We start from the raw sequence: 20,692 nt of genomic DNA on the forward strand, positions 1-20,692 counted from the left end.
AAGGCGTCTTTTGATCAGTTGAGCTCACCTTTGTTGAGGCGCATCTCCCATTCCCCGTCTGTAAACTCATATACGCTGTTATCCGATGTGACAAGCAACATGCGCTCCTCTTTGACTGCCAATTCGATTGGCACAGCGTCCGCTTGAAGCTCTGGAAGATTGAACGTCTCTGTCGACTCATCGTCTAAGTTGAAACGAACCCCTTCGAAAGAACCATCTGTCTGTCTTACGTAGGCCAACTGCCCCTCATCTGCTCCGACCGTGACAACCTGTTCTGCTTCAACAAGTGGCTCGAACGAATCTCCAGAGTCATTCGAAACGAGGATGCCGGACGGTCCATAGAAGAAGACGCGCTCCGCATCCGTCGCATCGGCGACGATTCCTGCCACTTGCGCCTCCTCTATTCCTTGTACCTGCATCGGTTCAAATGAGCTCCCACCATCGATGGAACGATAAAATCCCGGCTCTAGCTCCGAGGTCGCTTCTTCCAAATAAACGTAGAGTGTACCCGTGGCATAACCGGCGCTCATATAGTGAAAATCTGCCTCGCCTTCAAGCGACCGACTCTCGAGTACCGCCCCATGATTTTTTCCATGCATGACCCCAAGTGGATTTTTGAAATCTGTCCGACGATCGGGGTGACCGCTTGCGTAAAATCCATCCTCGACGACTTCAAACCCCATATAGTCATGGCGATTTGTCGGAAGCGTGTACCAACCGTCTTCTCGATATTCCATCAACCCAGCATGTGTTGCGATGACAGGACGTTCGTCATCTTGCCAAAATCCTGCCCCGTGGATATGGGAGACCATCTCATCCCCCTCGACGCGTTGCCATGCATCTGTCGTTGCGCTCTCTGATTGATTAGTGTCTGACGGTGCCTCTTCCGCTCCACAAGCTGATAAAAGCAGTGGCGTCAGGGCTAGTGACAACATTAGCGTTCGTTTCATCTCGATCCCTCCATCATTAGCATCCCATCTAGCATACATGCTAAAAATGAAAAACTTGTTAAATCTTCAAAAGTCGGGCGTTGATAGCGACAATGACTGTGCTCAAGCTCATCAAGACCGCACCGATGGCTGGTGACAGGATAATGCCAATTGGCGCCAACACGCCTGCAGCGAGTGGGATGGCGACGATGTTGTAACCAGCGGCCCACCACAAGTTTTGTATCATTTTTCGATACGTGTTTTGTGAAAGTTCCAATATCGATAAGACATCTTTCGGATTACTGCGGACGAGGACGATGTCTGCCGTCTCGACGGCAACGTCCGTCCCGCTTCCGATGGCGATACCCACATCCGCTTGTGCCAGTGCCGGGGCATCATTGATTCCGTCTCCGACCATCGCTACTTTACTCCCATCTTTCTGGACGTCCTTCACTTGGTTCGCCTTGTCGTCCGGCAATACTTCGGCATACACGTCATCGATGCCCAGCTGACCTGCGACCCAATGTGCGACCTTCTCATTGTCCCCCGTCAACATGATGGAACGGACACCTTTTTCACGAAGGGCCTCGACGGTCTCCTTCGCCTCTTCCCGTACTAGATCGGCCATTGCGATCATCCCGACCCATTCTCCGTCTTTCAAGACAAAGACGACGGTCTTTCCTTCTTCGGAAAGTCGTGCGAACGTCTCTTCATCGATTTGAATGTGTTGTTCACGGATATGACGTGGACTGACGACTTGAACATGCGCTCCGTCGACCGTCCCTTCTAATCCGACACCCGTCATCGAACCGAAGTTGTCGACAGTCGACAGCTTCAATTCCCGTTTCTCGGCTTCTCGCAAAATTCCTTGAGCAAGCGGATGTTGCGACTCCCGTTCGACAGCTCCAGCTAATCGCAATACATCTTCTTCTGTGAAAGATGAGCTCGCTTGTACGTCCGTGACGCCGAAGTTGCCTTCCGTCAACGTACCCGTCTTATCAAAGATGACCGCATCGAGGCGACGCGCTTCTTCAAATTGAGTCCGATTTCGGATGAGGAGACCTTGTTTCGCCGATAGCGCTGTCGAGACGGCAACGACGAGCGGTGTCGCCAGTCCGAGTGCATGGGGACATGAAATGACCATGACCGTCACCATCCGTTCGACCGCCGTCCCGACCGAGTAACCGAGCATGAACCAGATGGTGAACGTGATGACCCCAGCGGCAATCGCGATGTAAAACAAATATTTCGCCGCACGGTTCGCTAGGTTTTGAGCCCGTGATTTCGATTTTTGTGCCTCGCTCACCAATTCGATGACTTTTGACAAGTACGTGCTTTCTCCCGTACCAATCGTTTCAATCGTCAAACTCCCTTCTTGGTTGATTGAGCCCGCAATGACATCTTCGCCTTCTGTCTTTTCGACCGGGACCGATTCGCCGGTCAACATCGACTCGTCGATCGTCGTTCGTCCTTTGATGATTTTCCCATCCACGGGTACCTGTTCCCCCGGTTTGACGAGGATTCGGTCTCCTTCCTTCAGTTCAGAGATCGGGACGTCTTCCGTTTCTTCCCCATTGATGCGATGCGCCTCGTTCGGGAGCAGTTGCACGAGTTGTTCTAATGCATTTGACGCCCCCATGACAGAGCGCATCTCAATCCAATGTCCGAGTAGCATGATCACAATCAGTGAAGCGAGTTCCCAAAAGAAGTCATGTCCGCTTCCATATCCAAAGACGACAGCTGCGCTATAAAAATAAGCGACGCTGATCGCCAAGCCAATGAGCATCATCATGCCCGGGCTACGATCCCGCAGCTCCTCTACACTCCCTTTCAAGAATGGCCATCCTCCGTATACATACACAATCGTCGCCAACACAAATAAGATGGTCTTTTCAAGCGGAAAATCGAGTTCGAACCGTAGCCATTCTTGAATCATGTCCGACAATAATAAAATCGGGATCATCAGACCGAGCGATACGAAAAAGCGTCGTTTGAAATCGTCAATCATATGCTCGTGTCCGTGTCCGCCATGATGAGAATCGTGACTCTCCTCATGATGTTCATGGTGTTGATTGTGTTCATGTTCCATCATTTATCCTCTCCTTTACACGGATTGTATACCCCTATGCGGTATACAACTAAACGGATTTGGACTTTCATGTTTCTTTCACAATTAGGTGGTACAACAAAGTGAGGACTGAACAATGAAGGAGTGTTATCAGATGAAATCAAAAGGAATGTGGTTCCTGTTGACGGGGATTTTGATTGGGGTCATCCTCGTCTTACTAGTCGTCCTCTTCAACGGGACATGGAACCATAACAACAATATGGATCAAGATCATATGATGGGAAATGATTCGTCGACCGGGCAAATGAGTGACCACATGATGGGGAATAACGGAATGGATGGCAATAGCGGACCGATGGGACACGGTGCGACCCAAGATCTCCAAGCATCGGATGAACCGGAACAGCCGCTTCCGATTCCGACTGCCTTACAGCCAGACCGCGTCACGGAAGATACTGTCTACTACACGGTAGAAGCGACTGAAGGCATGTCTCAATTTTTCCAAGATGGAAAGAAAACGGAGACGCTCGGATATAACGGAGACTTGCTCGGACCGATGCTCGAGCTCCCAAAAGGAAAGACGGTTGTGATTGATACCATCAACCGATTGGATGAACCCACAACGTTTCATTGGCACGGTCTCGTCATTCCTTCCGACATGGACGGGGGACCGCATCAAGCTGTAGCAGCGGGTGAACGTGCACAAGTTCGACTCGATATCGACCAAGAACCGAGTACGCTTTGGTTTCACCCCCATCCGATGGGATCGACAGCTGAACAAGTTTACAAAGGGCTCGCCGGTCTTCTTTATGTGACCGACGATGCTCAGACTGGTCTCCCGAATGACTACGGTGTCGACGACATCCCGCTTATCGTACAGGATCGACTCTTCACAAAAGATGGTGAACTTGACTACGATGCCCATATGAATGTCGACGGGACGACGGGCGATACGATTCTTGCGAACGGAGCCATCAACACTACGTTTGATGTTCAGACTGAGACGCTCCGTGTTCGGCTCGTCAACGGTTCGAACGCACGTGATTTCGACTTCACGCTATCAAACGGGGAGGTTATGACGCAAATCGCAGGAGACGGCGGTCCGCTAGAGCGTCCGGTCGAGATGAAGACCATCTCGTTGACACCAGGCGAACGGGCCGAGGTGCTGATTGATTTTTCACAAGTAGAAGATGACGTGGCCTTAGAAGCGGACGGGGTAACGTTCACCACGTTTCGTGTCGGTGAACTTGACAAGGCATCCATCGATATTCCGACGACCGAAACGATAGAGCGCTCGACAGATGAGAAAGCAGATCGCCGACTCACGCTGTTTGGAATGGGGAATATGGTGTCGATCAACGGAAAAACGTATGACCCGGAACGTATCGATATCGAAGCGAAACGCGGAGACACCGAAGTGTGGGAGATTGAAAATAAACCTGACATGATGGGTGGGATGACGCATCCTTTCCACATTCACGGCGTCCAGTTCCGAATCATCAGTCGGGACGGCAACCCACCAACCGATCATGAGAAAGGTTGGAAAGACACGGTCGCTGTTGCTCCTGATGAACGGGTGAAAATTGAACTTACCTTCACCGAAACCGGCACGTTCATGTATCATTGTCACATCCTCGAGCATGAAGAGAACGGGATGATGGGACAATTAAAAGTGACTGAATAAATCACACCTCTCCGTTCACGCAGCGGAGAGGTGTTTTGCACGCCCGTCCCAATTCCGTTCCATTTCTGTTAGGACTATTGCCCGTATAGGGATTCCTGCTCGGATGTCGTATACTTGTTGTGAATGAATGTACAAATGTTTGCGAGGAGGTAATTGGATGCATCGATTTCGAAGGGTAAGGCAAAAACAATCCGCTCGTCAAAAACAGAAGCGCCATACGTTCTCCATCGCTTCGATTGTAGAAGAAGTGCAAGATGCGATGTGTTATATCGACTTTTCGAAACATCGTCTCTATACAAATGACCTCCTTCATCACTGGTGCCCTTCGATGACGACCCAATCGTTCACCTCGATGGAAGCATTGACTCGATTTCTGTATACGACGTTCGAAGAGCACGGTGCCGACATGGCGCAAGTCACCTATTTGATCCAAGAATTGCTTGAGTGCGAGACAGAGAAATGGCCAAGCATGACGTCACGCCGAATTCAATTCGATGACCGGACGCTACACTTGATCTTCAATTTTACCCGGACACCTCGGGGCGTCTTCATCATGTGGCGTGATCAGACGGAAGCCGTCCGCTTTGAAGAACGAAAAGATGCATTTCTCGCCGAGTTGTCTCATGACTTCCGTACCCCGTTGACCGCAATCCATGGATTTACCGAATTGTTGATGGCGCGTCATGAAGGTTCCGAGAAGTCGTATCACATGTTGGAACAAGTGAAACAAGAGTCGGAGCGGCTGGAGCGACTCGTCGATAATTTTTTAGACTACCAAAAAGAAAGCTATTCGGCCGAACAATTGAATGTCTCAACGTTTGCGCTTCGTCCCCTGTTAGAGGAAGTTATGGCGAGTTATCAATCGACTTCGCCGCTTCACACGGTGACGTTTGAGACGAATGACGTATGGATTCAAGCAGATTCAGAAAAGTTACGGCAATTGCTCCATAACTTGATCGGCAATGCCATCAAATATTCTCCCGACGGTGGTACGGTCCATACACATGTCGAGGAATGTGACGGTACGGTCATCTTGTCCGTATCAGACAACGGTATCGGCATTCCGGAAGATGCGCTTCCGTATGTGTTTGATGAGTACTATCGCGTCGACTCGATCGCCCATCAATCGATTAAAGGTACAGGACTCGGTCTACGGATTTGCAAACGAATCGCTGAAGCCCATGGTTGGGTCATCCATGCGGATTCCGTTTACGGCGAGGGAACGACCTTCACCATTGAGCTTCATACAAGACATACTTGTCCTTTGCCACGAACATCCTTACCAATCACGTCCGACTGATTCGATCAGTCGGACGTTTTTTCATTTCGTGATGTAAAGCGATTCAATTTCGGGAATAGAGAATTGATGAAGAGAGGAGGAACTCAAGATGAAACAACGTGGATACTTATCCATCCCGGTCGCCGTCGTGTTCGCCGTCGTTTTTGGTCTCACCCTCGATAACTGGTGGCTCGGGATTGGTATCGGCATCGCTATGTTCTTTGCGTTTCGGGGAACGAAGAAAAAAGCGTGAAGACCACCTATTTGATGGTCTTCTTATAGATTCTTGCTTCATACGGTCGCAACTGATTGGTCTCATTGTCTAGATTTTGTAAGACGAGATTATAACACGCTGTCGATACGGGTATAGGGTGAGAATCATCCGAATGATTGAGAATGATCAAAAATTGTTCTTCTCTCAGAGAACGCTCATATACATGCAACGTTTCATCATTTGGAAGCAAGTCTTTAAACTCACCATACACAAGTGCTTCATTTGATTTCCTTAATTGAATCAAACGTTGATAGTAACGAAACACTGAATCTTCGCGTTGCAAGTCCATTTCTACATTCAACTCAACGTAATTTTTATTTACACTCATCCAAGGTATCCCTTGTGTAAATCCAGCTTCTTTTTTGTTATTCCACTGCATTGGCGTCCGCGAGTTATCTCGACTTAATAGTTGCAAGCTGGTCAATACGTCATTTTCATTCCGTCCTTTATTCACTTCTTCTGCATACCGGTTTTTCATCGCTATATCTTGATAATCTTCAATCGAATCAAACGTGACACCAGTCATCCCTATTTCTTCACCTTGATAAATATAAGGTATTCCGGGCAATGTATGCGTCAAGGTTGCCAATAGCTTTGCCGATGCAACACGATGTTCCCCATCATTCCCATATCGAGTAACCTGACGCGTGTGGTCGTGATTGTTTAAAAATTGTGAGTTCCAGCCTTTCCCTTTCAACCCTTCATACCAATCGCGCTGAATTTCTTTGAAGCGAAGCATATCCCAAGTCGGCATCTCATCGGCGATTTGGAAATGAAACAACGTATTTAGCTCATGACGTTCCTCGTCTACATAGAGTGCGCCTTCTTTCGGTGTTACGAACGGTATCTCACCGACCGTCATGCAATCGTAGTGCCGCAGTACCTCCTCATGCATTTCTTGAAGGTACTCATGAATCCCGGGATTATTAGCTAAGTAACTCAAATTATATGGATCTTCGACATCAGATAAGTCTTTTCGCTTTGCGAGAAGATTGATGACATCCATTCGAAATCCGTCAATACCTTTATCGAGCCAAAACCGCATCATCTTATAGATTTCATGACGCAATTCTTCATTCTCCCAATTGAGGTCGGGTTGTTCGACGGCGAATGAATGGTAATAATACTGACCGCTGTGCTTATCCCATTCCCAACAAGACGGCTCAAAATATGATCGCCAATTGTTTGGCGCTTTTCCTTGCACTGGATCATGCCAAATATAGTAATCTCGCTTTGGTGAGTCTTTGCCCTTCTTTGATTCCAAGAACCACTGATGTTGATTCGAAGTATGGTTAACGACAAGATCCAGAATGATTTTCAGACCGAGTGCGTGTGCCTCTGTCAACAAACGTTCAAAATCCGCCATCGTTCCTGCTCGATCCATGACACCATAATAGTCGGCAATGTCATATCCATTGTCCTTATCCGGTGACACATAGAACGGATTGAGCCAGACAACATCCGCCCCAAGTTCTTTAATGTACGGTAACTTTTGACGCACACCTTCTAAATCACCATATCCATCTCCGTCTGTATCGAAAAAGCTTCGCCAATACACTTGATATACGACGGCCTCTTTCCACCAAGTCTGTTTCATTCAAACTCCCCCTCGTTAAAAATGCCTCGAGTGCAAACACTCGAGGCTTCATTTTTAAATTCGAACTAATAGCTTCTCTAGTGTGAGTTGCGTTGTGTCTTCGAAGACAACATCTGCCTCAGTCAAGACATGTGGGTCGCCAATTCCGACGGCAAACATACCTGCCTCATGGATGGCCGTGATTCCTGCAACTGCATCCTCAATACCGACACATTCTTTCGGATCGACTCGTAGCGCTTCAGCAGCTTTAAGAAATACTTCAGGATGTGGTTTTGAATGTATTACAGTTGCCGCATCAACAATATGGTCGAACACTTCAAGCAATCCAAGTTGGCTCGTCACCATCTGAGCATTTTTCGATGCTGACGCCATTCCGATTTTGTAACCTGCTTCTTTTAGCTCTTTCAAGAACATTTCAATGCCTGGCAAGATATCTGCAGCCGTAATTTTTGAAATAAGTGATACATAGTGTTCATTCTTCTTTGTCGCAAGTAGCTCCTTCTCTTCAGCAGAAAAGTCATTCTCACGGCCGCCAAGTCGTAAGATTCGTTCCAATGATTCAGTTCGACTCACACCTTTGAGTGTCTCATTGAATGCTCGATCAAACGGAATCCCCAAATCTTCTCCGAGCGCTTTCCATGCTAAGTAATGATATTCGGCACTGTCGGTGATGACACCGTCTAGATCAAAAATAAAAGCTTTCATTTTCATTCTCCTTATTTATCTCCACCAATTCGTAAACCTTGCATGAAGTACTTATTCAGCATGATGTACAAAATGATGATTGGAATGATACTGACGACAGAAGCCGCCATGATGTAGTTCCACTGCGTGGCATTCTGACTTTGAAATGACTGAAGCCCGAGCGTAAGCGTATACTTTTCGGGTGATGTGATGTAAAGGAGCGGTTTTAAGAACTCGTTCCAGAACCCGAGGAACACGAAGACGGCCTGCGTTGCAACCGATGCACGCGCCATTGGGAAGACAATACGCCAAAACGTTTGGAATCGATTTAGTCCGTCTACTTGTGCAGCTTCTTCTACTTCGCGTGGGAAGTTGATAAAGAACTGTCTCATCAAGAAGATGTAGGAGAAGTTGATGGCTCCGGGAATGATCAACGCAGAGTATGTGTCGAGAATTCCAAGCGAACGCATGATCAAGTAGTTCGGAATGAGCAAGATTTGTCCCGGTACCATCATGACAGCCAAGATCAACAGGAATAAATAGTTACGTCCCGGAAACCGAAGACGTGCAAGCGAATAACCAGCCATTGTGTTAAAAATGACGTTCACAATGGTTCCTAGTGTTGCAATTAAAAAGGAGTTCATAATCCAACGTGGAAAAAGCGGATCTTCCGTAAAGATATGTTCAAAGTTTGCGAGCGTTGGATTCTCTGGCCAAAGTGTAAGCCCCCCAGCTACAATCTCGCTATACGGTTTGAACGATGCGAGCACTGCCCATAGGAATGGATACAGTGTGACGAGCGCGTAAGAGACGAGGATGACATACATGACAATACGCGGCCATTTTTTCTTTTTCATATCCATTCCTCCTTAATAGTTCGATTCTTCTTTATTCAACTTACGAGCAATCATCGAAACCGTGAAGATGATGATTGTCAAAATAATTGCCAGTGCTGACGCATATCCCATCGTTCCAATGGTCTTAAACGCATACTGATAAATGATGAGCGAGAATGTAAGTGTGGCGTTGTTCGGCCCACCGGTTCCACCTGAGATGATATATGCTTGGTCAAATAATTGGAAACAACCGATGATGCCCATCAACAGGACATAGTTCGTTACAGGAGTAAGGTTGGGAACTGTAATTTTCATCAGTTTTTGCCACGCATTTGCCCCATCAAGTGAAGCCGCCTCGTAAAGCGAAGACGGGATATCCTGTAGCCCTGCTAAATAGATTGTCATGAAGAATGGGACAGTAGACCAAATATTCATGACCATTATGGTCGTGAGGGCAAAATCGGTCTCGTTGATGAAGTTGATTGGTGCATCTAACAATCCCAAACTGACGAGAACATTGTTGATTGGTCCATTTAAACTGAACAAAAACATGAAAATCATGGTGAGTGCTGAACTTGAAGTAAGCGTCGGCAAGAAATAAATAGTCCGGAATGTATTTTGAAAACGAATCCCGGAATTTAAGACAGCCGCCATGAGAAGTGCAATTGCCGTTTGAATCGGTACAACAAAAAGAGCATAACGGAACGTATTTTTTAAAGCCGTCCAGACCCGATCATCGTTCCATGCGTTGATGTAATTTTCAAAGCCAACCCATTGGAAATCGATGCCGCCGAACAAATTCACGCGTGTAAATGATAAGAAAAGTGAATACGCAATCGGAAGCAACGTGAACGTCACTAAAATGATGATTGTCGGCAGCATAAATGTCATGCCTTGTACAGCTTCACGGCGATCACGTTCACTACCTTTCTTTTTTTTAGGTGGTGGTGCCTGTGACGCTGTATCCGTACGCCGGTTGATTTCGAGCTGTGTGCCCATATAATCGATCCTTCCTTCCCGAACAAAACGAGGCCCGCGCGATTACGCGAGCCCAATTGTTTCTTTATTTCAATTGCGTCTCGATATCTTTATTCGCAGTTTCTTCTGCTTTTTTCATCGCTTCTTCGAGTGTCATATCACCTTTCAAAGCAGCAGGTAACAAGTTGTTGTATTCACGAGCAATAATTGAAAGAGAATCGCCTTTTTGCCAAGGTGTCGCATAAGCTCCGGCTGCAACGAACGGTGCTTTCAATTCATCATCTTGAAGATTAAGTTCTTCGGCGATTGATTTGAGCGACGGGAGAACACCCGCTCCTTCAGACCAAATCTTCATCCCGTCTTTCGAAGTCGCGTAATTGATAAATTCCCAACCTGCCGCTTTTTCTTCCGAATCGCTATTGAGCGAATAAGAGACTGTGAACATCATCGAACCACTGTTGCCGTCAATTGTAGGAACTTCTTTCGTCCCCATTTCAACGTTCGGGAAGTTTTGTTCGATATGCGAGATTGCCCAGTTACCTTCAATCATGATTGCCGCTTTTTCAGCTCCAAATGAATCGCCTGCCCATCCTTGCCCTAAATCAGCAGGTCGTTGAACAAGTTTATCTTGATAGGCATCCACAAGTGGTTGCAATGCTTCAATTTGATCCTGTTGTGACAATACCGCCATTCCATTTTCATCAACGATATCCGTTCCACCTGATTGTAGGACGAACATATGACGCGCGAGTTCAGATGTGGTAATTGCTGGTGTCACACCAGATGGGAGCTTTTCTTGTAACTCTCCTAAAAATTCAGGAAGCTGCCCCATCTCTGTCGGGATATCATCTGCTGTGAAACCAGCATCTTCAATCAACTTTTTGTTGTAGTAAAGTCCGAGAGTGGAATAATCTTTTGGAAGACCGAATAATTGATCGTCAGATTTAAAAGCATTAATGGCTGGTTCATAAAAGTCGCCTAAATCTTTTTCTGCTTGTTCGATATATTGATCAAGTGGTTCGAGTACACCTTGTTTAGAAAGTTCAGGTGCTAAAAAAGCATCTACATAAAACACATCTGGTGCCGTTCCACCGACGAGGTCAGTTTGGAGCTGTGTTTGATAATCATTGTAGACTTTCTTTTTAACTTTGATTCCAGTCTCTTCAGTGAAAGCTGCTAACAATTCATCGAATGCTTTTACTTCAGCATCTGTTCCTTTCCATGTCCCTACCGTGATTTCTTTACCTTCAAGTTCAGATGGATCTGAAGCGACTTGCGCCTTCTCTTCACCACCACAAGCTGCAGTAAAGACAAGTCCTGATAGCATAACAATCGATAATGGCTTAGATACTTTTTTATTCATCAATCATTTCCTCCTTAAGTGTAATGTCGACCAAATTAAAGTAACCGCTTTCAACTCACAACTAGATTTTATACCCGAAACGTTTCGGAAATCAAGAACTTTTTTAAAACCCTTAAAAAATGCTTTCAATTCAAGGTTTACAAGATATTCATATACAGACTAAACTAGATGTACCTATAAATTTTACTTAATTTACTCACAACGTTTTCATAAAGGAGTATTGTATGATGGCCACATTAAAAGACGTTTCTAAAGCATCCGGTTTTTCCATCACAACTGTATCTCGAGCCTTAAACGGCTACGATGATGTAAACAAAGAGACACGGGACAAGATTTTAAATGTCGCTAAAGAACTTGGTTATAGCCCGAACATTTTGGCACGCAGTTTGGTCAAAAAGCAATCCAAGACAATCGGCTTTCTCGTCACTGATTTAAAACGCGAGAGTATTAAAGATAACTTTATGTTCGAGACTTTATGCGGTGTATCAGATGAATTGTCTGACCTTGATTACGAGTTCGTTCTTTTATCGACTACGACCTCAAAGCAAAAAAATAAAACGTACAGTCAAATGTGCGCAGAACGTCAACTAGACGGGGTTGTTATTCAAGGACTAAAACGAGACGACCCCTACTTACTCGAGGCAATCGAAAGCACAGTACCTTGCGTACTGGTCGACATTCCTGTCGAAGGGATCAATACAGGTTATGTGACCTCAAATCAGCTCGAGAGCGCTAAACAAGCCGTTCGTTATCTCATCCGACTCGGACACCGACATATTGCATTTATGAACGGAGCACCACACGCCTATGTTTCGACTGTACGATATGATGCCTATCGACAAGTGCTACACGATCACGAAATCGACTTCCAAGAAGAATATGTGTTAAACGGAGATTTTGAAGAACTCGCCTCAAAAGATGCAGCACTTCCTTTTTTGTTGAATCACCCTGAAGTGACAGCGTTTTTCTGTGCATCCGATGTCATGGCACTTGGCGTTCTCCAGGCAACGAGAGAACTCGGCTTAAACGTTCCAGAAGATCTATCAATCATCGGATTTGACAATATCTTATTGTCTCAGTACGTATCCCCACCGTTAACCACTGTTGGACAACAACCTTATGAAATGGGGCGAAAAGCCGCATCGATGATTGTCAATATTGTAGAAGGTCAGGATGTGCCCCATGAAGCTTTCGTCAATAATCAGTTAATCCTGCGAGAATCGGTCACAAAAAATCGGCGATGATTAGTCATCGCCGATTTTTCGTATCGTCATAAATGCAAAGATACCGACAGTCGCCCAATATAAAACAGAGAGCATAGACACATTGATTGGCAATAATTCAATAACTGAACGCACAATCAAAGGTGCTGTGATGCCATAAGCTGTAATGGTCCATGCCTCTTTATAACGAATCGGTACAAAGCGTCGAAACCCGAGACCTGCTAGAGCCAGAAGGGAAATTAACAGAAAATGCAAAACCAAATCAAACATAGTAGCCCCGTACACGTAAATGGGATAGAACCAGTTCAATTCTTTTAATAAAACGTCTAAATCACGTTCTGCCACGTCTGACCGTCCCACAAAATCAAGCAACGTCTGATAACTTTCCAAATCTGTCTCGACTCCGCTTCGCTTGAATGCCCAACCAGATTCCATAAGGACTAGCGTTTGGCGTGCATCCGTTTTCTGTTCCTCTCCCACCATTACAGACAAATCGAGAACAGGAACATCAAACGTAAAAGACTGCTCATACCGAAGACCATCCTCCGTTATCTGAAATGAAGGCAAGTTTTCCTCAACCACCTCAGGTTGTCCCATCCATTTCACTCCATATACGAGTGCATTGGCGAATAGGACCGCAATCGCTACATAAAAAATTGATTTCCAAATCGATTGTGATCTCCACGTTTTCACTTTCTCGAATTGAAAGCCTAAACTAGCAATCATTTGTTCCATGTTAGTCCTCTTTTCTAAAACGTTTCTGCCACCATTTAATCACGTTCTTCAAACAATTGAAAGAAAATATAGCAAAATCGCTATTGAATATCCGAAACGTTTCGGATAGAATGGTGACGAATCAAGAAAGCGCTTTATCATACAGGAGGTTATATGGTGATGAATACATTGATGAACTATACGACTGGCAGAGAAGATTTACAGCATTGGCTCGTATCTGAAGACGGGTTTCGCCCGGAATGGCTCGGGAAAGGTGAATCGGTATTTTCTCTTGGAAATGGCTACATGGGGTTACGTTCTGTCACAGAAGAACATTATGCGAATGAAACACGCAACTTGTTCGTGGCCGGGACATTCAATAAGTTCGCTGAGAATGAAGTGACCGAACTTCCGAATGCAGCAGACCTTTTATGGATGGAGTTCAAATTAGACGGTGTACGTTTTGATTTGACACAGGGAAATATCCTTTCTTATCGCCGTACGCTTAATTTGAAAGAAGCTGAACTCGTACGTAACATCACATGGCAAAGTCCGAATGGAAATGTTTACGACCTTACTTTCCGACGCTTCGTCTCAATGGATAATCTGCACGTAATTGCTCAACGAGTGACCATAACGCCGAAACAAAACAGTGTTCTCTCACTTACTTCAGGTATTAATGGACAAACGACAAACAGTGGTGTCCAGCACTTCTTAGAAGGGAACAAACGACTTTATGACGGACGTTTTATGCAACAGATCCAAACGACGACTGAATCTGGCATCGATTTTGTCTTCCATAGCGTCCATCGTTTTTACCAACGTGAATCAATGAATCCGACATCCATTATCAAAATGGATCGCCGTCAAATTTTCTTTGACTATTCGGATATTGAGATTCCAGCGAATGAAGTATTTACGATTGAAAAATACTCGACCGTCTTCACTTCTCGTGATCACGAAGTGACAGTCGATTCGACAGAAGAACTCGCAGATCTTGCGTTGGATGTCACACGTAAAATCGAATCGGAAGGGTATGATCACTTGCTCGACAGACACGTTCAAGCATGGGATGAGCTTGTTTGGTCACGAACGCCAATCACTATAAAATCAAAAGATATGTTCGACCAGCTAGCAATCCGATTTGCTCAATACCATCTTGCAGTCATGACACCGAAGCATGATAATCGGATGAACATTGGAGCAAAAGGTTTGTCCGGCGAAGGGTATAAAGGACATACATTCTGGGATACGGAAATCTTTATCCTGCCCTACTACACGTATACGAATCCAACAATCGCTCGCAGCTTGCTCGAGTATCGTTATCTCTCGCTACCTGGGGCACATCGGAAAGCGAAAGAGAATGGATACGATGGCGCAATGTTCCCGTGGGAATCAGCATGGCTTGATGACGGTGAAGTTACACCAATCTGGGGTGCTGCAGACATTGTCACAGGTGAGGCAACAAAAATTTGGTCTGGTTTTATCGAGCAACACATTACCTCGGATGTCGCTTTTGCAGCTTGGCAATATTACCATGTCACGGGTGACCAAGAATTTATGGACAATTACGGATATGAGCTTTTAATTGACACCGCAAAATTCTGGGCGAGTCGCCTTGAGTGGAATGAAACATACGACCGTTATGAAATCAATCAAGTCGTCGGACCAGATGAATATAAAGAACACGTCAACAATAACGCATTCACGAATTATACAGCTCACTGGAACATTCAAAAAGCGATTGAGTATGTAGAATTGTTACGTATTGAAAAACCGAACCTGTTCCAACAATTGAACGAAAAGCTTGATTTGGAAACGGCCGAAACACGATTCCGCCATGTTCTTGACTTGATTTACTTGCCTCAAGTGCGCGAAGACGGAGTCTTGCCACAAGATGATACGTATTTGCAAAAACAAATCATCGATTTGAGCAAATACAAAAATCAAGAAAACGTTGGCTCCATGTTCTATGACTATAATCTAGAACAAGTCAACGAGATTCAAGTATCAAAACAAGCAGACGTGATGATTTTGATGTATTTGCTTGAAGATTTATTCTCAGCAGATGTCAAACGAGCAAACTGGGAATACTATGAACCGAAGACATTACACGACTCATCGCTCTCTCTCTCAACTCATAGTGTCCTTGCATCTGATCTCGGTAACCGCGAACTTGCCTACAGTTTATTCCGTCGGGCCTCTGAAATCGATCTGGGACCAAACATGAAAACGTCTGATGCAGGTATTCATGCGGCTTCACTTGGTGGAATTTGGCAAGCTGTCGTAAACGGTTTTGGCGGTGTACGTATGACCAGTGGAAACTTACGAATTTCTCCAATGTTGCCGGAAGCTTGGGATGAACTCACTTTCTCAATCAATTGGAAAGGTGAAACGCTCGACATTTATGCATCACATGACAAAGTTGTGCTTACACGTCGTGCACCTTCAACTGAGCCACTCACTGTCGAAATTTATGGCGAAAAACAGACTATTACGGACACATTTACAAGTGAAGTGTTATCCGTATGACGTATCGTCCTATCTACCATTTCGCGCCATCTTTTGGTTGGATGAACGATCCTAATGGTCTTTGCCAGTTCAACGGTGTCTACCATCTGTTTTATCAGTATCATCCGTTTGGCGTAAATTGGGATGATATGCATTGGGGGCATGCCACCTCAACAGATTTAATCCGTTGGGAACATAAGCCGATTGCTCTACGTCCAGGAGATGATTACGATCGAGACGGTATTTTTTCAGGTAGTGCGTTAATCAAAGACGATATGCTTCATTTGTATTACACAGGCAACACGTGGTTAGATGAAAAGCGTGAAACGTTGCGTCAAGTTCAATGTCTTGCCACATCAATAGATGGATTATCGTTTCAAAAAAGTGTACACAATCCGCTCATATCGGAAATTCCCGAACATGGAAATGCCCATGTTCGGGATCCCAAAGTGTGGGCTGACAACGATAAATTCTATATGATTCTTGGTACACGTGATGAACTGAATGGAAAAGTTGTGCTCTACGAATCAGATGATGCCCTTCACTGGAGAGAACAAGGCATCATGGCAGAGGGAACTGGGGAGCATGGATGGATGTGGGAATGTCCCGATCTTTTTACTCTGAATGGTCATGATGTATTGTTACTCTCTCCACAAGGAATGGAACCAACAGGAGATCGTTATCACAACCTACATCAATGCGGTTATTTCATAGGTAAGTTCGATGTAACTACGACACAGTTCACACATGGTTCGTTCTCCGAGTTAGATTATGGTCATGACTTTTACGCTGCACAAACCTTTCTCGATGATCAAGGTAGACGAATTTTGATTGCTTGGAACGCGATGTGGGAACAAGATTGGCCGGAGCAACGAGAAGGCTGGACGAACCAGATGACCATACCACGTGAATTAAGCATAAGGAATAATCGACTCTGGATGACTCCGATTGAAGAAATGAAATGGTTACGTCAATGTTCCTTCCCTCTCGAATCATCTTTTTTCTCAGGAAAAGCGTTTGAGCTTGAGTTTGACGTGCAAGGCGCATTTCAATTCAGTTGCTTCCAAGGTACCGCTACACTTTCCGTCGCTAAAGGCTACATCCAACTCGTTCGAAACAAAACAGAACGAAGAATTCAGGCTAACTGTGAACGAGTTCGTCTATTCATCGATTCTTCTTCTATCGAAATTTTTGTAAATGATGGTGAGTATGTCTTTTCTAGTCGTATCTATCCAGTCAATCACACATTACAACATCACCTTACTGGCAACATTTCAAATATCATGTACCATTCCTTTGAGTCAGGAGAATGAAGCAGGTCCGAAATCAATTCGGATTTGCTTTTTTTGCATATTACGAAACATTTTATAATTGACATTATTTTGGAGACTGCTACGGTTAACGTATAGTCTATCGAAAAGGTCGTGAAGGAATGACACTCACCGTCTTGTTACTGAACGCCTGTGTTGCGTTCACCGGGTTTTACATCATCTCGAAGATTTATCATTCTACGCTCTTCCATTCACAATTTTTCCGTAGCTTTATCATCGGTCTATTGGCCGGTGCGCTCGGTCTTTTTTTGATGTACAACGCCGTCGAGGCCAACGATACGGTACGTGTGGATTTACGTCACTTACCGCTCGTCCTACTCGCGTTTTACGGTGCTCGGGCACCCTTGTTTATTGCGACACTCGTCATTGCGAGCACGCGTTTCTTGTTCGGGATGACAGAACAAGCTTTCATCGCCTTTATCGCGACGTTCATCGTCAGTATCGGGATGCTCTGGATTCATCGTTTGCTTCGTGAACGACTCTTTTTACAAAGCATCTTTTTAAACGTGTGGGCGCTATTCGTCATCTCGATTGCCGTCTACATCAATATGGGATGGAATACAGCATACGTGTCCCTCGTCTTGACCATTTGGATGGTCGGCATGCTCGTCGGTCTGCTGTCGAGTATACTCACAATCGACTTAGAAAAGACGACACGACGTGCGCTTGAATATAAACGCTCTGCTGAACGAGATCATCTGACAGGTCTGTTCAATCGTCGCGTCTGGGACCGTTACACCGCCTCGCTCGGTGAGGACGACCGCACGTACAACATCCTCGCGCTCGATATCGATCATTTCAAGCACGTGAACGATACATATGGTCACGGAAATGGCGACCTCGTTTTGCAACAGTTCGCTGACATTTTAAAGGTGGAGACTCGCGCACACGATACCGTCGCTCGGATCGGCGGCGAAGAGTTTGTCATCTTGATGTACGATTTGACGCCAGAAAAGGTGGATAAAGTGGCCAACCGGATTCGGGAACGGATTGCTACTGAAACGTTCTACTTGAACGACTTTCCACCGATTCAAATCACGACGTCCGTCGGGGTCGCCCACGGTACCTCGCTTCCAATCAAACGGATGGTCGACCTCGCAGACTCGGCGCTCTATCAGGCGAAAAATGAAGGGCGCAACCAAGTCGTCGTCTCGACGGTTGCATCACCAGAACCGATCATGACGTGAACGAACCCCGCTTCCATGGAAGCGGGGTTTTGTCTGCTTATTTTGTGAACCGTTCAACTTCATCCGTCATGATGGCTGCCACCGGCATCAGCGGCAGGTCTTTCACGTCGTTGATTGTGTAGACACGTGTCTCGAGTGCCGTCCGTCGCATCTCTTCCCATACTTTCGAACCGATAAATTCGGACTGTGCGTGAATCGCCTCGGCTCGAATCGTTTCAGCGAACGAGACGATGTCCGACTCTCCCGTGAGTGTCAAGACGGCAAGGCGTGCGTGCGGTGCCACATCCCGCATTCGAACGAGTGTCTCCCGATTGAACGAGGAGAAGACGACGCGCCCTGTCATGTGAAACTCATCGACGGCGAGCCAGGCGAGTCGTTCGATGCCCGGATACACATATTGATCTGTCTTCAATTCGACGTTCAGCGTGATGTCACTCCGTTCAATCAAGCCGAGCACTTCTTCTAGTGTCGGGATGCGTTCGTACCCGTCAATCTTCAATTGACGTAGCTCCTGGAGTGTCATGTCTTTTACCCACCCGGTTCCATCCGTCGTCCGATTGACGGTCTCGTCATGGATGACGACAAGTCGACCGTCCTTTGACAGTTGCACGTCGAGCTCGATCCCGTCCACATATGGGAGGGCCGCCTCGAACGCCGACAACGTATTTTCCGGATAATTAGCGCTATACCCACGATGTGCGTAAATCAGCATCTCACTGCCCCAAGGTGGAAGTCGTCTCTTCGGCCGCACGTTTTAATGCGTCTTCGACCGATACGCCTTGATACAAACTCTCCATCGCATTGACGACGCTCTGACGCGATTGAGGGAACGTCGAGATGAGCGCACCTTGTGTCGCTGGTGATGGTTTTGTCTCGCTGAGCTGGTCGACCGTCACTTTGAGCTGTGGATATTTCGCCCACATCTCTTCGACGACCGGTTCGTTGTATGCGTCAGGATTGATGGCAAAGTAACCTGTGTCGACATGCCACTGGGCTTGTGCTTCCGTTGAGGATACATACTTCATGAACTCCCAAGCGCCTTCTTTCGTTTCTTCGGCGATGCCGTCACCCATCCAGAGTGATGCGCCACCGATGACGACGCCTTGACGGTCTGCTTCGTTCGGTACTGGCAAATATGAGGCACCGATCTCAAAGTCTGCGCTGTCCGCTACGGTGCGGATACCGGCTGACGAGTCGAGATACATGGCGACTTTACCCGATTGGAACGCCGCACGCATATCGTCCCAGTTTTGACCGACGTTTAGGAACGTCTGCTCATCGTACATCTCTTTGATCAAATTGAACGCATTCTGCCCTTCTTCCCCATCGAACACGGCCTTCGTCGGCTCACCACTGCGTCCGTTATCGTTATCGACGTAAAGTCCACCTTGCGCGGCGACGAGCTGTTCAAAGAACCAACCATAGTTGAGCATCGTGAAGCCGGTCTGGTCGTCCGTCGTCAACTTCTTCGCTGCTGCTTTCAATTCGTCATACGTGCGCGGCGCCTTCTCCGGGTCAAGTCCCGCCTCTTTGAATGCATCTTTGTTGTAGATAAGGACAGGTGTCGACGAGTTGAACGGCATCGAGTATTGCTTGCCTTCCACTTGGTAATAGCTCAAGATGTTCTCTTCCCACACGCTCGTGTCAAAGTCCTCTTTGTCGATGAACTCTTGGACCGGTGTGATTTTATTGGAGTCGATCATATATTTCGTTCCGACCTCGAACGTCTGCATGATGGCCGGCGCGTCTTCCGAACCGGCGACCGCATTGAACTTCGTCAACGCCTCTTCGTACGTTCCTTGGAAGATTGGTTTCACTTCATAGTCGTCTTGCGACGCGTTGAATGCGTCGACCTGCGTATTGAGCGCTGTCTCCAAGTCCCCGCTCATGGCGTGCCAAAAGACGACTTCTGTCTTTCCGTCTTCTGTCGTCGCCGCGACAGGTGCCGCTTCTTCACTTCCACATGCCCCGAGCAATAACACTGAACTTGCCAACCCTGCGAATAATCCAAACTTTTTCATTTTGTCATGTCCC

17 protein-coding genes are annotated in these 20,692 nt (G+C 46.3%); 7 read left to right on the plus strand and 10 right to left on the minus strand.

Annotation, left to right across the window (positions count from 1 at the left end; genetic code table 11):
• Positions 1 to 14: 14 nt before the first annotated feature.
• Both PQI28_RS14990 and PQI28_RS14995 read right to left on the minus strand, forming a co-directional pair.
• The gene (locus PQI28_RS14990; RefSeq protein ID WP_339963778.1) at positions 15 to 950 is read right to left on the minus strand and encodes a F510_1955 family glycosylhydrolase; all 936 of its coding nucleotides are present in this window, start codon (positions 948 to 950) and stop codon (positions 15 to 17) included.
• 58 nt (positions 951 to 1,008) lie between these two features.
• The gene (locus PQI28_RS14995; protein ID WP_339963779.1) at positions 1,009 to 3,021 is read right to left on the minus strand and encodes a heavy metal translocating P-type ATPase; all 2,013 of its coding nucleotides are present in this window, start codon (positions 3,019 to 3,021) and stop codon (positions 1,009 to 1,011) included.
• Between the two features lie 130 nt (positions 3,022 to 3,151).
• Between PQI28_RS14995 and PQI28_RS15000 the strand changes: the two genes are divergently transcribed.
• The 3 genes from PQI28_RS15000 (at position 3,152) to PQI28_RS15010 (ending at position 6,213) form a co-directional block, all read left to right on the plus strand.
• Complete coding sequence (locus tag PQI28_RS15000) at positions 3,152 to 4,681, plus strand: multicopper oxidase family protein (RefSeq protein ID WP_339963780.1); 1,530 nt, start codon at positions 3,152 to 3,154, stop codon at positions 4,679 to 4,681.
• A gap of 157 nt (positions 4,682 to 4,838) precedes the next feature.
• Complete coding sequence (locus PQI28_RS15005; protein ID WP_339963781.1) at positions 4,839 to 5,981, plus strand: sensor histidine kinase; 1,143 nt, start codon at positions 4,839 to 4,841, stop codon at positions 5,979 to 5,981.
• Positions 5,982 to 6,069: 88 nt separating this feature from the next.
• Entirely contained in the window at positions 6,070 to 6,213 is a 144-nt protein-coding gene (locus tag PQI28_RS15010; protein ID WP_026825140.1) for a hypothetical protein, read from the plus strand.
• Positions 6,214 to 6,220: 7 nt separating this feature from the next.
• On the opposite strand, the gene PQI28_RS15015 is transcribed toward PQI28_RS15010, so the two are convergent.
• The 5 genes from PQI28_RS15015 to PQI28_RS15035 all read right to left on the minus strand — a co-directional run bounded on the left by PQI28_RS15015 (position 6,221) and on the right by PQI28_RS15035 (position 11,692).
• Positions 6,221 to 7,831, minus strand: coding sequence for an alpha-glucosidase (locus PQI28_RS15015; RefSeq protein WP_339963782.1), 1,611 nt, complete (start codon positions 7,829 to 7,831; stop codon positions 6,221 to 6,223).
• A gap of 54 nt (positions 7,832 to 7,885) precedes the next feature.
• Positions 7,886 to 8,536, minus strand: a complete 651-nt coding sequence (pgmB, locus tag PQI28_RS15020) for a beta-phosphoglucomutase (RefSeq protein WP_339963783.1) — start codon at positions 8,534 to 8,536, stop codon at positions 7,886 to 7,888.
• 11 nt (positions 8,537 to 8,547) lie between these two features.
• Positions 8,548 to 9,372 (minus strand): carbohydrate ABC transporter permease, encoded by an 825-nt coding sequence (locus tag PQI28_RS15025; protein ID WP_214694430.1) that lies wholly within the window; start codon positions 9,370 to 9,372, stop codon positions 8,548 to 8,550.
• A gap of 12 nt (positions 9,373 to 9,384) precedes the next feature.
• Positions 9,385 to 10,350: a carbohydrate ABC transporter permease gene (locus tag PQI28_RS15030; protein WP_214734494.1), complete on the minus strand. Its 966-nt coding sequence runs from the start codon at positions 10,348 to 10,350 to the stop codon at positions 9,385 to 9,387.
• 64 nt (positions 10,351 to 10,414) lie between these two features.
• Positions 10,415 to 11,692: an ABC transporter substrate-binding protein gene (locus PQI28_RS15035; RefSeq protein ID WP_339963784.1), complete on the minus strand. Its 1,278-nt coding sequence runs from the start codon at positions 11,690 to 11,692 to the stop codon at positions 10,415 to 10,417.
• A 227-nt stretch (positions 11,693 to 11,919) separates the two neighbouring features.
• On the opposite strand from PQI28_RS15035, the gene PQI28_RS15040 reads away from it, so the two are divergent.
• Positions 11,920 to 12,936 carry a LacI family DNA-binding transcriptional regulator gene (locus PQI28_RS15040; protein WP_214694436.1) on the plus strand — a complete coding sequence of 339 codons (1,017 nt, stop codon included), beginning with the start codon at positions 11,920 to 11,922 and terminating at the stop codon, positions 12,934 to 12,936.
• Here PQI28_RS15040 and PQI28_RS15045 read toward each other — a convergent pair whose 3' ends face one another.
• Entirely contained in the window at positions 12,937 to 13,650 is a 714-nt protein-coding gene (locus PQI28_RS15045) for a DUF1189 domain-containing protein (protein ID WP_214694443.1), read from the minus strand.
• A 153-nt stretch (positions 13,651 to 13,803) separates the two neighbouring features.
• Between PQI28_RS15045 and PQI28_RS15050 the strand changes: the two genes are divergently transcribed.
• From PQI28_RS15050 to PQI28_RS15060, 3 genes are all read left to right on the plus strand, one after another.
• Positions 13,804 to 16,161: a glycoside hydrolase family 65 protein gene (locus tag PQI28_RS15050; protein WP_339963785.1), complete on the plus strand. Its 2,358-nt coding sequence runs from the start codon at positions 13,804 to 13,806 to the stop codon at positions 16,159 to 16,161.
• Positions 16,158 to 17,453 carry a glycoside hydrolase family 32 protein gene (locus PQI28_RS15055; RefSeq protein ID WP_339963786.1) on the plus strand — a complete coding sequence of 432 codons (1,296 nt, stop codon included), beginning with the start codon at positions 16,158 to 16,160 and terminating at the stop codon, positions 17,451 to 17,453. Before PQI28_RS15050 ends, PQI28_RS15055 begins: the two co-directional genes overlap by 4 nt.
• A 119-nt stretch (positions 17,454 to 17,572) precedes the next feature.
• A complete protein-coding gene (locus tag PQI28_RS15060; RefSeq protein WP_339963787.1) occupies positions 17,573 to 18,658 on the plus strand; it encodes a GGDEF domain-containing protein in 1,086 nt (361 codons plus the stop codon).
• Between the two features lie 37 nt (positions 18,659 to 18,695).
• Here PQI28_RS15060 and PQI28_RS15065 read toward each other — a convergent pair whose 3' ends face one another.
• Both PQI28_RS15065 and PQI28_RS15070 read right to left on the minus strand, forming a co-directional pair.
• Positions 18,696 to 19,370, minus strand: a complete 675-nt coding sequence (locus PQI28_RS15065) for a glycerophosphodiester phosphodiesterase (protein WP_339963788.1) — start codon at positions 19,368 to 19,370, stop codon at positions 18,696 to 18,698.
• A gap of 1 nt (position 19,371) precedes the next feature.
• Positions 19,372 to 20,679: an ABC transporter substrate-binding protein gene (locus PQI28_RS15070; RefSeq protein ID WP_214784733.1), complete on the minus strand. Its 1,308-nt coding sequence runs from the start codon at positions 20,677 to 20,679 to the stop codon at positions 19,372 to 19,374.
• Positions 20,680 to 20,692: the final 13 nt, after the last annotated feature.

The sequence above is a fragment of the Exiguobacterium sp. USCH10 genome (assembly GCF_037619445.1).
GTDB classification, from domain to species: Bacteria; Bacillota; Bacilli; order Exiguobacteriales; family Exiguobacteriaceae; genus Exiguobacterium; species Exiguobacterium aestuarii_A.

Bases quoted from the DNA above. Each gene is read 5' to 3' on its own strand.
- PQI28_RS14990 (WP_339963778.1), bottom strand. From the start codon at position 950: ATGAAACGAACGCTAATGTTGTCACTAGCCCTGACGCCACTGCTTTTA.
- PQI28_RS14995 (WP_339963779.1), bottom strand. From the start codon at position 3,021: ATGATGGAACATGAACACAATCAACACCATGAACATCATGAGGAGAGT.
- PQI28_RS15000 (WP_339963780.1), top strand. From the start codon at position 3,152: ATGAAATCAAAAGGAATGTGGTTCCTGTTGACGGGGATTTTGATTGGG.
- PQI28_RS15005 (WP_339963781.1), top strand. From the start codon at position 4,839: ATGCATCGATTTCGAAGGGTAAGGCAAAAACAATCCGCTCGTCAAAAA.
- PQI28_RS15010 (WP_026825140.1), top strand. From the start codon at position 6,070: ATGAAACAACGTGGATACTTATCCATCCCGGTCGCCGTCGTGTTCGCC.
- PQI28_RS15015 (WP_339963782.1), bottom strand. From the start codon at position 7,831: ATGAAACAGACTTGGTGGAAAGAGGCCGTCGTATATCAAGTGTATTGG.
- pgmB (WP_339963783.1), bottom strand. From the start codon at position 8,536: ATGAAAGCTTTTATTTTTGATCTAGACGGTGTCATCACCGACAGTGCC.
- PQI28_RS15025 (WP_214694430.1), bottom strand. From the start codon at position 9,372: ATGAAAAAGAAAAAATGGCCGCGTATTGTCATGTATGTCATCCTCGTC.
- PQI28_RS15030 (WP_214734494.1), bottom strand. From the start codon at position 10,350: ATGGGCACACAGCTCGAAATCAACCGGCGTACGGATACAGCGTCACAG.
- PQI28_RS15035 (WP_339963784.1), bottom strand. From the start codon at position 11,692: ATGAATAAAAAAGTATCTAAGCCATTATCGATTGTTATGCTATCAGGA.
- PQI28_RS15040 (WP_214694436.1), top strand. From the start codon at position 11,920: ATGGCCACATTAAAAGACGTTTCTAAAGCATCCGGTTTTTCCATCACA.
- PQI28_RS15045 (WP_214694443.1), bottom strand. From the start codon at position 13,650: ATGGAACAAATGATTGCTAGTTTAGGCTTTCAATTCGAGAAAGTGAAA.
- PQI28_RS15050 (WP_339963785.1), top strand. From the start codon at position 13,804: ATGGTGATGAATACATTGATGAACTATACGACTGGCAGAGAAGATTTA.
- PQI28_RS15055 (WP_339963786.1), top strand. From the start codon at position 16,158: ATGACGTATCGTCCTATCTACCATTTCGCGCCATCTTTTGGTTGGATG.
- PQI28_RS15060 (WP_339963787.1), top strand. From the start codon at position 17,573: ATGACACTCACCGTCTTGTTACTGAACGCCTGTGTTGCGTTCACCGGG.
- PQI28_RS15065 (WP_339963788.1), bottom strand. From the start codon at position 19,370: ATGCTGATTTACGCACATCGTGGGTATAGCGCTAATTATCCGGAAAAT.
- PQI28_RS15070 (WP_214784733.1), bottom strand. From the start codon at position 20,679: ATGAAAAAGTTTGGATTATTCGCAGGGTTGGCAAGTTCAGTGTTATTG.